The 12,710-nt window shown below is 57.8% G+C and carries 14 protein-coding genes; 5 read left to right on the plus strand and 9 right to left on the minus strand.

Annotated features, from left to right (window positions below; genetic code table 11):
• Positions 1-140: 140 nt before the first annotated feature.
• The 6 genes from DT594_RS02815 to DT594_RS02840 all read right to left on the minus strand — a co-directional run bounded on the left by DT594_RS02815 (position 141) and on the right by DT594_RS02840 (position 6,344).
• Positions 141-617 (minus strand): nuclear transport factor 2 family protein, encoded by a 477-nt coding sequence (locus DT594_RS02815; RefSeq protein ID WP_149331273.1) that lies wholly within the window; start codon positions 615-617, stop codon positions 141-143.
• A gap of 14 nt (positions 618-631) precedes the next feature.
• Positions 632-2,689 carry a pyridoxamine 5'-phosphate oxidase family protein gene (locus tag DT594_RS02820; RefSeq protein ID WP_149331274.1) on the minus strand — a complete coding sequence of 686 codons (2,058 nt, stop codon included), beginning with the start codon at positions 2,687-2,689 and terminating at the stop codon, positions 632-634.
• Positions 2,690-2,715: 26 nt separating this feature from the next.
• Positions 2,716-3,348, minus strand: a complete 633-nt coding sequence (locus DT594_RS02825) for a glutathione S-transferase family protein (protein WP_149331275.1) — start codon at positions 3,346-3,348, stop codon at positions 2,716-2,718.
• 179 nt (positions 3,349-3,527) lie between these two features.
• Positions 3,528-4,430: a LysR family transcriptional regulator gene (locus DT594_RS02830; RefSeq protein ID WP_149331276.1), complete on the minus strand. Its 903-nt coding sequence runs from the start codon at positions 4,428-4,430 to the stop codon at positions 3,528-3,530.
• A 3-nt stretch (positions 4,431-4,433) separates the two neighbouring features.
• On the minus strand, positions 4,434-5,330 hold the full coding sequence (locus tag DT594_RS02835) for a LysR family transcriptional regulator (protein ID WP_178091385.1): 897 nt from the start codon (positions 5,328-5,330) through the stop codon (positions 4,434-4,436).
• A 153-nt stretch (positions 5,331-5,483) separates the two neighbouring features.
• Entirely contained in the window at positions 5,484-6,344 is an 861-nt protein-coding gene (locus tag DT594_RS02840; protein ID WP_149331278.1) for a carboxylate/amino acid/amine transporter, read from the minus strand.
• A 187-nt stretch (positions 6,345-6,531) separates the two neighbouring features.
• On the opposite strand from DT594_RS02840, the gene tenA reads away from it, so the two are divergent.
• The gene (tenA, locus tag DT594_RS02845) at positions 6,532-7,200 is read left to right on the plus strand and encodes a thiaminase II (RefSeq protein ID WP_149331279.1); all 669 of its coding nucleotides are present in this window, start codon (positions 6,532-6,534) and stop codon (positions 7,198-7,200) included.
• Between the two features lie 39 nt (positions 7,201-7,239).
• On the opposite strand, the gene DT594_RS02850 is transcribed toward tenA, so the two are convergent.
• Positions 7,240-8,295 carry a hypothetical protein gene (locus DT594_RS02850; RefSeq protein ID WP_149331280.1) on the minus strand — a complete coding sequence of 352 codons (1,056 nt, stop codon included), beginning with the start codon at positions 8,293-8,295 and terminating at the stop codon, positions 7,240-7,242.
• 167 nt (positions 8,296-8,462) lie between these two features.
• Here DT594_RS02850 and DT594_RS02855 point away from each other — a divergent pair, with 167 nt between their 5' ends.
• The 3 genes from DT594_RS02855 (at position 8,463) to DT594_RS02865 (ending at position 10,345) form a co-directional block, all read left to right on the plus strand.
• Positions 8,463-9,215, plus strand: a complete 753-nt coding sequence (locus DT594_RS02855) for an ion transporter (protein WP_218574463.1) — start codon at positions 8,463-8,465, stop codon at positions 9,213-9,215.
• Positions 9,216-9,393: 178 nt separating this feature from the next.
• Positions 9,394-9,855 carry an ABZJ_00895 family protein gene (locus DT594_RS02860; protein WP_149331281.1) on the plus strand — a complete coding sequence of 154 codons (462 nt, stop codon included), beginning with the start codon at positions 9,394-9,396 and terminating at the stop codon, positions 9,853-9,855.
• A 46-nt stretch (positions 9,856-9,901) separates the two neighbouring features.
• Positions 9,902-10,345 carry a YtoQ family protein gene (locus DT594_RS02865; protein WP_149331282.1) on the plus strand — a complete coding sequence of 148 codons (444 nt, stop codon included), beginning with the start codon at positions 9,902-9,904 and terminating at the stop codon, positions 10,343-10,345.
• A 101-nt stretch (positions 10,346-10,446) separates the two neighbouring features.
• Here the strand turns inward: DT594_RS02865 and DT594_RS02870 are convergent, their stop codons facing one another.
• Positions 10,447-11,247: an OmpA family protein gene (locus tag DT594_RS02870; RefSeq protein WP_149331283.1), complete on the minus strand. Its 801-nt coding sequence runs from the start codon at positions 11,245-11,247 to the stop codon at positions 10,447-10,449.
• Positions 11,248-11,292: 45 nt separating this feature from the next.
• Complete coding sequence (locus DT594_RS02875; RefSeq protein WP_149331284.1) at positions 11,293-11,688, minus strand: DUF4398 domain-containing protein; 396 nt, start codon at positions 11,686-11,688, stop codon at positions 11,293-11,295.
• Between the two features lie 348 nt (positions 11,689-12,036).
• On the opposite strand from DT594_RS02875, the gene DT594_RS02880 reads away from it, so the two are divergent.
• Positions 12,037-12,657: an FMN-binding negative transcriptional regulator gene (locus DT594_RS02880; RefSeq protein WP_149331285.1), complete on the plus strand. Its 621-nt coding sequence runs from the start codon at positions 12,037-12,039 to the stop codon at positions 12,655-12,657.
• The last annotated feature ends 53 nt before the right edge of the window (positions 12,658-12,710 follow it).

Below are 12,710 nucleotides of genomic sequence, written 5' to 3' on the forward strand. Positions count from 1 at the left end.
TTGGTATTCGACACGAAAATAATCAATGACCTGATAATTCGACACGATAAACGAGGTTCGTGCCGACACCAAGAGTCAGTTCGTTATCTTGTATGTCCCAGCAGTACAAAGGATTAGCATTGTCACTACAAGTGTTTACTTCACAAACCAAGCTGCGAAAGCCCCGGATGGTCATCGGGGCGGCGGCCCAGTGGCCAGCGGAATTTGCGTTCGGACTCCTTAATGGGGAGGTCATTGATGCAGGCGAAGCGATGGGCCATCAGGCCGTTTTCGGCAAACTCCCAGTTTTCGTTTCCGTACGAGCGAAACCAGTTGCCGGAATCGTCGTGCCATTCGTAGGCATAGCGCACAGCAATACGGTTATCGGTAAAGGCCCATAACTCCTTGATCAGGCGATACTCAAGTTCCTTGTTCCACTTGCGCTCGAGAAAAGCCTGCGCTTCGGCGCGGTTCTTCGCAAACTCCGCGCGGTTGCGCCATTGGGTATCTGGTGTATAGGCCAGGGCCACTTTTGCCGCGTCGCGGCTGTTCCAGCCATCTTCAGCCAACCGGACTTTTAACAGAGCAGACTCGCGGGTAAAAGGCGGAACAGGTTGGCGAATTTCAGGGGTAGACATGGCGCAGCACCTCTCTACAGATCAAGAACCAGGGGTTGAATACCGTCCGCATGTTCCGCCGGAACCGCGCAGCAGATCAGCACGCTGCCGTCCTCCGGCATTTCCGCCGGTGGGTTAGGGTAATGCACGTTGCCGCTGACCAGGCGGGTTTTACAGGTGCCGCAGGAGCCGCCGCGGCAACTGAAGTCGGGGCTCAGGCCACGACTTTCGGCCAGTTCCAGCAAGCTGCCGCTGTCTGGTGTCCAGCGCGCTTCTTTAGCCGATGACTCGAAATACACCGGCACCGGCGCGCTGGCGGCCGGTAGTTGCACCAGTGGCGGGGAGGCTTCAGCCGCCAAGCGTCGTAAAGTCGATGGCCCGAATGCTTCTGCGTGAATGCGCTCGTCAGCAATATTCAGTGCACGCAGCCCGTCGTACATATCTTGAATAAATCCGCCAGGTCCGCAGAGGTAAAAGTCGTAATCATCCAGCGGCAGCCGAGCCTTTACTTGAGCGAAGTCCAGGCGACCGGTTATATCAAAGTCGCGGCCAGCGATAGCTTCGGCACCTGGATTGCTTAAGGCGCGATGTATGTGCAACCGCTCCGGATCGCGCTGCTGTAACGCCTTGAGTTCTGCCTGGAATGGCAGATCCTCTAGCGTTCTGGCGCTCTGGAACAGATGCACATGGCGTTGCCGCTGATGCTGCTGATTCTGCGCTGCCAACTCCCTGAACATGGAGAGCAGGGGCGTGATGCCTACTCCGGCAGCGATCAGTACCACGGGCCGTTCGGTTTCCTCTTTCAGCGTGAAGCTGCCCATTGGCGGGCGCACCTCCAACAGGTCGCCCACTTGCACAGTGTTGTGCAGGTAATAAGACGCCGGCCCCTGCGCTTTGACGCTGATACGGATGTGCCCGTCAGAAGGGGCGCTGGAAACGCTGTAGGTTCTGATCAGCGCGGGCTCATCGGCATTGGGTTGCAGGCGCACTGGCACGTGTTGCCCAGGGGTGAAAGCAACCTGCGCATTGTCCAACGGTTTGATAACAAAAGAGCGGATGTCCTTGCTCTCTTGTTGTACTTGCAGCACCCGCCATTGCTGCCACTGCCGGCGCTTTTCGTTCTGCAGCAGCTTCTCGTCTGCTTTCGCCCAGGTGCCGGTGGCCAGGCTGGTGGGTGCGTAGTCGTGGAACTCCCAGCGCAGAGAGACGGCGGCCGAGCGTAGCACTGCCTGCGTCACATCCAGCGTCCAGAGGCGCTCGGCGCCTTCAAACGCGTTCACCAGTGGGCCATCCAGAATCAGTTCCGTGCGCCCGGTAAGCTGCAAAATGTCGCCATTGGCGAAATCGACAAACAGCAGGCCGGCGACAGGGTTGGCGTGCAGGTTGCCCAAGGTGTTGAAGAACAGATTGCCCGCGTAATCGGGAATGGTCAGCCGATTGCCCTCGACTTTAACAAAGCCCGCGCGGCCACCCCGGTGGGACACATCCACAGAGCGGTGGTGTGGGTCGTGATCGAAGTAGCTGGCGATAAAAAAAGTGTCCGCGGCGCGGATAATTGCGGTAGCCCGCGCATTCAGCTCAGTAAAGTCCTGGCGCGGGGAGCGGTCGGCTGGCATCTGAACGCGTTGATAGGAGCGCGTTTGAATGTATTTCGGGCAGTTGCCATAAGAGTGCTCGACCGCCACGGCAATGCCATCCGCAGATACCTGCTGGATCAGACCGTTGATGCGATTACGCCGACGCGTATGCAGCTCGATGCCGAGCAGCCCGATACTCTTGCCGGGTTGCAAGCCGGCAGCGGCCGGATCCTGGCTGTCGGGCCGCGTACCTAGCAGCAATTGCTGCGGGTCCGGCGAGGTCGCGAAGCCTTCCGGCCCCTCCAGCAGAGTGGCCCAGGGCCGCTGTTGCTCGTCTACCGCGCCGGCGATCATAAAGGGCAACTGTTGGTAGAATTCCCGGTGTTGGTCGGGCATGTGGTCGCGGATCACCTTTTGCCCAAGCACCTCCATCCGCTCGGATACGCCGTGGAGTTCCTGGAGTACTTTTTCCCCGGCATGCCAGGGAGAGCGACGGTGCTTGGGCAGATGATCCATGGTGCGTCCTCCTCGCGTGGCTCGGCTTAGCTGGACTGCAGACCAGCAGCGGTTCGCGCCATGGGTACGAAGTTGGGCAGTGCTTCAACCCGTTGCAGCCAGGCGCGCACGTTCGGGTAATCCTCCAGCGACACGTTGCCCTCCGGGGCATGAGCGATATAGGCGTAGTTCGCCACATCGGCAATGGTGGCTGTATCACCCGCCAGGAACTGCGAATTAGCCAGCTCGCTGTTCATCACTTTGAGAAGCACGTGGGAGCGGGTGATAGCCTCGTCGGCATTCAATTGAGCGCCGAACACGGTGACCAGGCGCGCAGAGGCCGGGCCGTAGGCAACCGGGCCGGCCGCCACCGAGAGCCAGCGCTGAATGCGCGCCGCCGCGACAGGTTCGTCAGACAGCCAGCTACCGCCGTCGTCGTACTTCTTCACCAGGTACACCAGAATGGCATTGGAATCGCTGAGAATGGTGCCGTTGTCATCGATAACCGGCACTTGCCCGAAAGGGTTGATGGCCAGGAATTCAGGCTTTTTGTGCGCCCCATTGGCCATATCGAGGTCCACCGGTTCCATGGGCAGCTTCAGCAATGAAAGCATCAGCTGGACGCGATGGGCGTGGCCGGACAGGGGATGGCGATAGAGTTTGATAGCTGGTTGAGACATGATCGTGGCTCCGCATCTGGTTAAGGAAGTCAGCGCAGATCAAACCGGCTTGGGGCTATTTGCGCTGGGAAATACATGCTGCACCCACTCGCGCCTGAGCAGAATCGCCATGCAGAACAATGCATAATTTCATTTTCTGAAAGAATGCGGGAGGGCGTTGACGTGTCAGCCGCGTAGCGCTAACTGAGGAAGGCCGGGTGGGCGCGCAGCCTGGGCGTGGCGAAGTCGATAAAGGTGCGCACACGCGCCGCCGCGCGGCGACCATCACGGTAGATCAACTGCGCCGGCATGCCTTGAATTGCGAAGCTGTCCAGTACCTGCTCAAGCACGCCGGCCTGCAGCTCATCATGCGCCTCATAACTCATGCAGCGAACCAAGCCCAGCCCCAGGGTCGCGGCTTTAATCGCGGCGCGCTGGGTGGTGCAGGTCAGCACCGGTATCGGTTTCACCACACGCGTTGAACGCTCTGAACGAAAGCGCCACTCATTTTCCTCACCAGAGGCGGTGGTCAGCACGCTGCGATGGGCTTTGAGGTCCTCTGGCGTTTGCGGGCGGCCCCACTTGGCCAGGTAAGCGGGTGAGCCGCAGACGATCGGCTGCACCGTCCCCACCGGCACGGCGAACTCCGATGAGTTCGGCAAATGGCCCACCACCAGCGCAACATCAATATTGTCCTCGAGCAGTTTCGGCAGACCCTCGCTGGCGCGGGTGAGAAGCTGCACGTCGGGGAACGCCTCCAGATAGTCGAGAGCAATGGGCATGAATATCTGCTGATCCATCAGCATCGGCAGTGCCACCGTTAATTGCCCGGCTGGGCGCGCATGCAGGCCAGCAGCGGAGCGCTCGGCAGCGGCGATGTGCTCCAGGATCTGCTCAGAACTGGCAGCAAAGAGTTCCCCCGCAGGGCTCAGTTCGACGCCGCGCGGGCCGCGCAGCAACAGGGTGTTATTCAGGCGTGCTTCCAGTTCAGCGATGCTGCGCATAACGGTCACGGTCGAAAGCTCCAGCTCGCGTGCTGCTGCAGCCAGGCTACCCGCTTGCGCCACGGCTTCGAACACCTGCATCTGACGATAACGGTTCATGCGCTAGAGTCCCCCAGCCCTCTGTAGGCCAGGGTCCTTGAGGAATCGGTCGGCACAAAAGTCGACAAAGGTGCGCACTTTAGCCGGCACCCGCCCGCCACCCTGATAGAGGATGTGCACCGGCAGCGCCGCTGCTTCATAGGTGTCGAGAATGATCTCCAACTCCCCCTTGGCTACCAGCTCGGCCACCTGATAAGACAACACCCGCGTCAGCCCCCAACCCAGGCGCGCAGCATTGATCGCCGCCCGGTTGGAACTCACCAACAAACGCGGTTGGGGGTGCAAGGTAGTGCTGCCTGTCGGCAGGTTGAATTGCCAATCGGTGAGCAGGCTGCTGGCAGACGACATCACAATAGGCGCTGCCAATACGTCCTTAGGAGCTTGCGGCCGACCAAACTCCTCTAGAAAGCCCGGGGCAGCGCAGATCACCGGGCGGATCTGCCCGACCTTGATCGCCTGCAGACCGGTGTCTGGCAAGTGACCGATGCGAATGGCTACATCCACGCCCTCATCGACCATGTTTACCACGCGATCCACCAGAAGGGCACTGATGGCGACCTGCGGATGCGCAGCCAGGTACTCGGTAATTTGCGGAATCAGATACAGCTCGCCGAACATCACCGGCGCCGTCACCGTGAGGTTACCCCGGGCCCGGATGCTGCTGCCGGTGGCCAGTTCTTCCGCTTCGTCCAAGTCCAGCAGGATGCGCTTGCAGTCTTCCACATAGCGCCGGCCGGCCTCAGTCAGGCGCAGACTGCGAGTACTGCGGGCCAACAGAAGGGTGCCCAGGCGTTTCTCCAGGCCGGCAATTACGCGCGTCACGCTCGGCGGCGACATGCCCATCAGCTTCGCACCCCCGGCAAAGCTTTTCGCCTCCGCCACGGCCAGCAGCACTTTCATTTCCTGAAACCTGTCCACAGTTACCGCCTTGCCTGGAACCTGATTGGTAGCACACAGCGTAGCGGCGTTGGATAGGGTTGCGCTACTTGTCCCGGTGGTTTGGCTGAACTATCGAGCGATATAGGTTGCTACTGACGGTCACCCGGGGCGAACTCAAGTGGGTAGTCTGCGCGCCCCCCGCTTACTGATCCACAGCGCGAAAATGATCAGGCTGCCGCCGATCGAAAGCGGCAGTAAAGCGGTGTCAGTGCGCCAGACCAGCAGATTGAGCAGCAGGCCCACCGGTACGGACAGATTGTTCATCACCGCGAGTGTTCCGGCGGATACCAGGGTCGCGCCCTTGTTCCAGCAAAACTGACCGACCGCCGTGGCGAGCACACCCATCCATAGCAGCACGCCCCATTGTGTGGAAGTGCTCGGTAAATGCTCTGCATCACCAAACAGCAGCCACGCTGGCAATACCACCAGCAGCGCGCCCAGAAAAAAGTAACCAAAGCGTCGATACAACGGGATCTCGGATGGAAAGTGCTGGGTCAAGTGCTTGTAACCGATCTGCCCGCTGGCGAAGGTGAAGTTGGCCAGTTGCATCAACAAAAAGCCGCCAAGAAATCCAGCGGAAATGCCGTCAAAGCGAATAACTCCCGCGCCAAGCACGGCAACAGCCGCAGCCACTAACGCCCAGGGGTTGAACCGCCGCCGCAGCGCATCATCAATCAGCGTCACATGCAGCGGCGTCAGCACCGTGAACAGCAGCACCTCCGCCACGCTTAGCAGATTGAAGCTCAAATACAGGCAGATGTAAGTCACGCCAAATTGCAACGCCCCCACCAGCGTGACCCCGCCGATGAACCGGGGGTCGACGCCGCGCCAGCGCGTCAGCGGCAAAAACACCATACCGGCCAGCAGGACGCGGGTCAGTACCGAAAAATAGGGATCTACCTGGCCGGCCAGATGGGCACCGATCAGGTTGAAAGACACGGCCCAGAGCACCGTGACGAAGAGCAGATAGGTCATGTCGCCTCCATTACAGGAGCGCAACCATAACGGCTCGCCGGCAAATCGGCTACGCGAGTTGTGTAGCTATTTGGAAAGAGGGCACAGATCTATTCTGGTCTCTGCGTCTGCGCAACCAGGTGGGCGTTGGCTATGCTATGGTGCTTTTTCTCACAGATTATCCATCAAAAACAGCGAGATAAAGTAGATGGCCTATACCTTCGAGCACCTCAAACAACAGTGTCAGCAGGAATGGGATGCCTATATTCAGCATGACTTTGTCAGGCAATTGGGCGAGGGCAGGCTGGCGCCGGAGTCGTTCCGTCACTATCTCAAGCAGGACTATCTGTTTTTGATCCAGTTTGCCCGCGCCTTTGCTCTGGCGGCATACAAGAGCACCACGCTGGACGATCTGCGGCACGCCAAGGCAGGGCTTTCGGCGATCGTCGATCTAGAGCTGGGCCTGCACATTCAGTACTGCAAGGAGTGGGGCATCAGTGAGCAGGAATTGCAGGCCTTGCCGGAAGCGCGCGCAACACTGGCATACACCCGCTATGTGCTCGACACCGGCAACCGCGGAGACCTGCTTGATCTGCACGTGGCGCTGGCACCCTGCCTGGTCGGTTACGGTGAAATTGCCAACTGGCTCAACACCCGTGCGCAAACGCTGCGCGGTGAGCAGAATCCCTATGATGCCTGGATCGGGATGTACGAGAGCGCCGAGTTTCAGGAGGCGATGCATGCCGAGATCGACTGGCTGAACTGCGAACTGGCGGACGTAACACCCCGGCGCTTCGAGCGCCTGGGGCGGATCTTCAGCGACGCCACCCGGCTGGAAATTGATTTCTGGGCCATGGGGCTGGAGCTTCGTCAGTAGCGTTAGTTACATGGCTGATCCCTTTCTCTTAGGGTGACACTACTTACCTCGGCCGGCTGACTGAACTATTGAGCGTACAAACTCGGTTGGAATCTCAACGTGCCTTGCTTCATCCAGAGAGGGGCGCAGCAAAATAGCGTCGCCGAAGGACCACACCACATGTACATTTCGCAGCGTGCAGTCCTCGGCAATACCCAGCTCACTCAGATCGCGGTTGCAGAAAGCGGGATCCAGCATAATGATTTCTGCTTCGTAGGCGCCGAGGCCTAAACTTTTTACCGTTTTCTCGGGTAGTGTCGTCAATGCCCCGCTAAATCCAGCGACCAACAACCCAAAAAACAACGTGAAGTGAATAGCTACTTTCCATCCGCCAAAATGGGCCATTGAGCAGAGCGTGACTAACGCTGCCATCAGGACTGGAATCGTCCAGATAACGATGTTTTGCAAGGATGGGCCAAGTTTGCCAATAACCGGTGCGCTGTTCTGGAGGACAAGAAGCAAGAGCACTACGAATGCTAGCTGCGAGAGATAAGCAACCCATGTGAACTCGTAGATGCTGTTCCTGCCAAGGTTAAAGCGCCATGTCACCAGTGTCCCGAACAGCACCGCTGTAACGGCCGGCCAGAGAAGTGCGGTCCATAGGAGGTTGCTTGCGTCGACCAGCGCTGCGATCAGCAGCCCTAAAGCACAAAAACAGAATGGGCCGAAGTAAACTAAACCGACCATTTGCCAAAAAACGCTATCGCGCTTGTCGTCTGCGCTGGGCATTGCCTCCTGAACACGCTCTTTAACTGCTGTGGTATTCAGGAACGACCGGAACAACATTGCACCTGGTACAAACATCGCTAGTACCACAACTCCGACGATAACAAAGCCAATGACGGCGGCTGCCAAGAGGAGCGATGAGAACTGGAACAAATCAAAGCTGGGGTAAAAGCGGTTGCGGTAAAAGTAGAGCAGGAATATGCCGAAGCCCACCAGAGGGGGAGCGGCTTTAGCAATCAACGAGGCGTGTTTGCCTATGATGGCGTCAGAAGCTTCAAATGCCGCATCAAACGGGTCCCTGCTCGGCGGACGATCTTTCCATTTCTGCATAGGGCTTCCTTGCTGGTGAGTTAATCGAAGATCATATCCTTATCGGCAGTAGCTGAGCTATCCTCGAGCGGCCTAATCGGTCCCCAGCAACCAAGCACATCAGCGATCAGATCAATGCCCGTGCTGACACGTTCGCGAGCCGACTCGACAAATAAAAAGGACTTAAATTGCACATCCGAGCCAAGCTCCACCTCGCAGTTGATCCCTCGGCGCGCGCGCGGGGTATATCGTCGTTCAATCTTGTGGCTTGTGGGCTGATTCTGATCGCTGTTCTGGTCGCAGTGCTGGAAACTGAGCAGACGCTGGTGGACCAATACCCAAGCTTTTTTATGATTGCTGACGGGCTCTTCTTTATCATTTTCGCAATCGAGTACTGCCTCAGATTGTACGTCGCGCCGCTTAATCCCAGGTTTTCTGGGCGCTTTGGCCGCATTCGCTATATTTTCAGTTTCTGGGCGGTAATTGACCTGATTGCACTGCTGCCATTCTTGTTAGCAGGTGCAGGTACCTCCGCCTACTACTTACGTCTGGCACGTCTTTTCCGCGTACTGGGTATTGCCCGGCTGGGTCGCTTTACCCACGCTTGGAGGGTCCTTGGCGGGGCGTTCTATTCTCGTCGGTATGAGCTTTTGATTAGCGCCCTTGTAGCACTCTTGCTATTGCTAGTATCAAGCACGTTTCTTTACCTGATCGAGGCCGACGGCCAGCCCGATGCGTTTGGCAGTGTGCCCCGTGCCCTATGGTGGAGTGTCGCGACCCTGACGACTGTTGGCTACGGTGACGTAACGCCGCATACGCCAATTGGGCAGTTCTTCGCTGGCATTACTGCTGTGGCGGGTATTGGCTTGGTAGCCATGCCAACAGGTATTCTCGCGGCCGCGTTCAGTGATGCTTTTCAAAAGCAACGTGGCGATAAGTGAGAGGGTATGCCTCGGCAAGGATGAGAGCGGTTACGCCTGGGCTGGGCGGTCGTAGTAGGCTGTTTAGTGCTTCTCATGCCCATCGCCGCTATCATCGGCTGGCTCATCTTTGCCAGTGGCAGATGAACCGAAAAACCGGTTTAACTTAAGTAAATCTCTCCTTCAAGGAAGACTCCCTATGACCAGGATGACCCCACTCAAAAAATACCTATTCATCTTCGGCGGCGCCAATCTGGGCTTGATGGTAATCGCAGCGGTGGTGTTTGCCCTGCTGGACCTTGAAGGCAATGCCGGGGTCAATATGGGCATATTGATTGCCTCGGCGATGGCGGCCGGGCATTACTTTCTCAAGGACCACCAACGTCTGCCGACAGCTGCCGAGAAGCGTTGGCTGGTTTTTATGTCGTTCCTGGTGTCCGTGCTGGTCTCGCTGCTATTCGTCTTGGCTGTCGTTGCGATGCAGCCAGAAAGTGTCGCGGTGATGCGGATTATGCTGCAAGAGAACGCAGTCGTTTTTCTGGTAGTGATGCTGGTGGTTTCGCTGGTTTATCTTCTGGTGCTCTGGTTGGGCTACGGCTTTATGCTCGACAGGCAGTTCAAGGCCATGCAGAAGAAAGCGGCATCTGACCGCTCCAGTTAGGTCTGGTACCCTAAGCCCAAATTCCCGACCACAACTGAGGTACCGCATGATCTGGACTGTTTACTTATCCGGTGAGATTCATACCGACTGGCGCGAACAGATTCAAGCCGGGGCAGAATCCGCCGGCCTGCCGGTGGAATTCACCGCTCCAGTCACCCATCACGAGTCCAGCGACGCTGCCGGCGATATGCTGGGCAAGCCCGACGTGCCCTTCTGGCGCGATCACCAGTCCGCCAAGGTCAACGGCATACGCACCAAGACGCTGCTCGAACAGTGTGATGTGGCCGTGATTCGCTTTGGCGACAAGTACAAGCAGTGGAACGCCGCCTTCGACGCCGGCTACTGCGCCGCCATGGGCACGCCTTACATTACCCTGCATGATGAAGACATCATCCATCCGCTCAAGGAAGTGGACGCAGCGGCGATGGCCTGGGCGCAGACGCCGGAACAGGTGGTTGAAGTGTTGAAGTACGTTACTTCGGCTAGGTAATAGTGCGACGCGTTGGGCCCATCACTGAAACAGAAAGCCCGCCAGAGCGGCGGGCTTTATACAAACGGATCAGGCACCCACGAGCGATGCCTTGATGCGTTTTACTCCATCGACGAGCGGGGCGCTACCTGTTGGTCGTCGTTGGAAATGGTCACTTCCACTCGACGGTTCATCGCCCGGCTTGACGGCGAATCGTTGCTGGCGACCGGGTATTCCTCGCCATAACCAATGGCCTGAACTCGCTGCATGCTAACACCAGCCGCCGTCAAGGCGCGGCGCACGGACTCAGCGCGACGCTGAGACAGTTGCTGATTGTAGGATTCAGCACCAGTACTGTCAGTGTAGCCTTCGACTACCACCTGGCGTTCCGGGTTTTCATTGAGAAAGTTGGCAAGTTGCTGCACGCCACGCATCCCTGACGGTTTAAGGTCAGATTTGTTTACGTCGAAAAGCACATCACCGAAGGTGACCAGCGTACCGCGCTCGGTCTGCTTGGCCTGAAGCTCTTCCTGCAACCGGCGAATCTCTTCCTCACGGGACTGCAGTTGCTGCTCACGTGATTCCAACTGAGCTTTGGCGCGCATGGCAGCGGACTGCTCCAGTTCATTTTCTGCAGCTTTTAGAGCAATAGTCTCATTGGCCAGCTCAATGCGGCGCTTGGCCAGATAGGCAAGTTGATCTACTTTATCCTCTTCACCGGCCTCGTACGCCTGGCTGGCCCGATCTACCGCTGCTGCAGCGTCTTCAGTCTCTAGCGCGGCCAATTGGCTGGCGCGAGGGTCACTTTGCAGTTGGGTATATTGGGCCTGAGCCTGCTCCAGATTGCTGTTGGGCTGGGAGGCACACGCTGCAAGACCAATGGCCGTTGCAAGCACGGTGGACATGGTGATTAGTTTATTCATAAGAGTATTCCTTTGCTTTAGGCATTTGAGAAGTAAACGGCAGGATTACTGGGTACCGCGCATACCCTCTTCGCGCAGTTCCTGGATACCTTTCTTGGCATCCTCTACAGCCCTTTGCGTCTTGGCTGCTCGCGCCTTGCGTTCGGCAACTCGAGCATCCATCTCTGCCTGCTCGGCAAGCATGCGCGCCTGCTCGTAATTCTTTTCCTGCATTTCCATTTCTGCCTGCTTCCACTTTTCCTGAGCGGCACGCATCTCCACCGCTGAGTACTCGGTAGCCTCGGCACTAACCGCGCTACGTACGGCTGATTCGGTCAGAGCAAACTGCTCGGTCGGCGGATTGCCGGCACAACCTGCTATTAACACGCCACCTAACGCCACGGCGGCGAACTTGGGTAGCTGGAAGCGCGTCAAAGGACTCTTGAAAGTATTCATAGACATAGCCAATCTCCATTTGAAATCTCGCTTGCCGGCTCAAAAAATTAACCGCAAGCAGTATCGTATACACCGCTTGATCATGTACGCATGATCAATATGGGCATGGTTTTGGGACACTATCATCCTGATAGTGTTCAAATCTTTTACCGCATGGCCCTGGATGTAGTGCTTTTGTAGAGCTATTTGATGCTGCAGCTCCAGGCCCTGGACTATCGTCAGCAAATGACGCGTGTTGATTGATCTTGTTCATTCAGGAGCGGAAAGCACATCATAGGGTTTAGTCACCAAGGGGCTTCGCTAGACTGTGACCCCGCTTCCCGATACACCTTCTGCCGCTGGAGCCTTATCGCCGTGTACCTGCCTGAACACTTTGCCGAAGACCGGCCCGAGCAACTGCACGCGCTGATGCGCGTCTACCCGCTGGGCACGCTGGTGATGCACTCCGACGCTGGCCTGGATGCCAACCACATACCCCTTGAGCTGTTGGCAGAGCAGGGCGCTCACGGCGTGCTGCAAGGCCATATCGCCCGTGCCAATCCCTTGGTACAGCAGATTACTGACGGCGCGCCCGTGCTGGTGATCTTTCAGGGGCCGCACGGCTACATCTCCCCCAACTGGTACCCCAGCAAGCACGAAACCCACCGCCAGGTACCGACCTGGAATTATCAGGTAGTGCATGCCCATGGCCGTATTCGCCTGCGCGACGATGAGCGCTTCGTCCGCGGCCTGGTAGCACGCCTGACCCGCGAACACGAAGCCCAGGCCGAGCCCGAACGCCCCTGGAAGATGACCGACTCCAGCCCTGACTACATCAGCGAGATGCTGGCGAAGATTGTTGGTATCGAGATCGAGATTGAGCGCCTGGTGGGTAAGTTCAAGCTGAGCCAGAACAAGGCTGCTGCGGATGTGGCGGGTGTGGTTGACGCGCTGGATGCGCGTGGGCAGCAACCGCTGGCAGATACCATGCGCTAAGGATTGTCGGAGTTGGTCAGCCAAATCCTTTCAGGCGAGAAAAGCAAAACAGC

The sequence above is a fragment of the Halopseudomonas laoshanensis genome (assembly GCF_008365385.1).
Taxonomy (GTDB): Bacteria; Pseudomonadota; Gammaproteobacteria; order Pseudomonadales; family Pseudomonadaceae; genus Halopseudomonas; species Halopseudomonas laoshanensis.

Bases quoted from the DNA above. Each gene is read 5' to 3' on its own strand.
- DT594_RS02815 (WP_149331273.1), bottom strand. From the start codon at position 617: ATGTCTACCCCTGAAATTCGCCAACCTGTTCCGCCTTTTACCCGCGAG.
- DT594_RS02820 (WP_149331274.1), bottom strand. From the start codon at position 2,689: ATGGATCATCTGCCCAAGCACCGTCGCTCTCCCTGGCATGCCGGGGAA.
- DT594_RS02825 (WP_149331275.1), bottom strand. From the start codon at position 3,348: ATGTCTCAACCAGCTATCAAACTCTATCGCCATCCCCTGTCCGGCCAC.
- DT594_RS02830 (WP_149331276.1), bottom strand. From the start codon at position 4,430: ATGAACCGTTATCGTCAGATGCAGGTGTTCGAAGCCGTGGCGCAAGCG.
- DT594_RS02835 (WP_178091385.1), bottom strand. From the start codon at position 5,330: ATGAAAGTGCTGCTGGCCGTGGCGGAGGCGAAAAGCTTTGCCGGGGGT.
- DT594_RS02840 (WP_149331278.1), bottom strand. From the start codon at position 6,344: ATGACCTATCTGCTCTTCGTCACGGTGCTCTGGGCCGTGTCTTTCAAC.
- tenA (WP_149331279.1), top strand. From the start codon at position 6,532: ATGGCCTATACCTTCGAGCACCTCAAACAACAGTGTCAGCAGGAATGG.
- DT594_RS02850 (WP_149331280.1), bottom strand. From the start codon at position 8,295: ATGCAGAAATGGAAAGATCGTCCGCCGAGCAGGGACCCGTTTGATGCG.
- DT594_RS02860 (WP_149331281.1), top strand. From the start codon at position 9,394: ATGACCAGGATGACCCCACTCAAAAAATACCTATTCATCTTCGGCGGC.
- DT594_RS02865 (WP_149331282.1), top strand. From the start codon at position 9,902: ATGATCTGGACTGTTTACTTATCCGGTGAGATTCATACCGACTGGCGC.
- DT594_RS02870 (WP_149331283.1), bottom strand. From the start codon at position 11,247: ATGAATAAACTAATCACCATGTCCACCGTGCTTGCAACGGCCATTGGT.
- DT594_RS02875 (WP_149331284.1), bottom strand. From the start codon at position 11,688: ATGTCTATGAATACTTTCAAGAGTCCTTTGACGCGCTTCCAGCTACCC.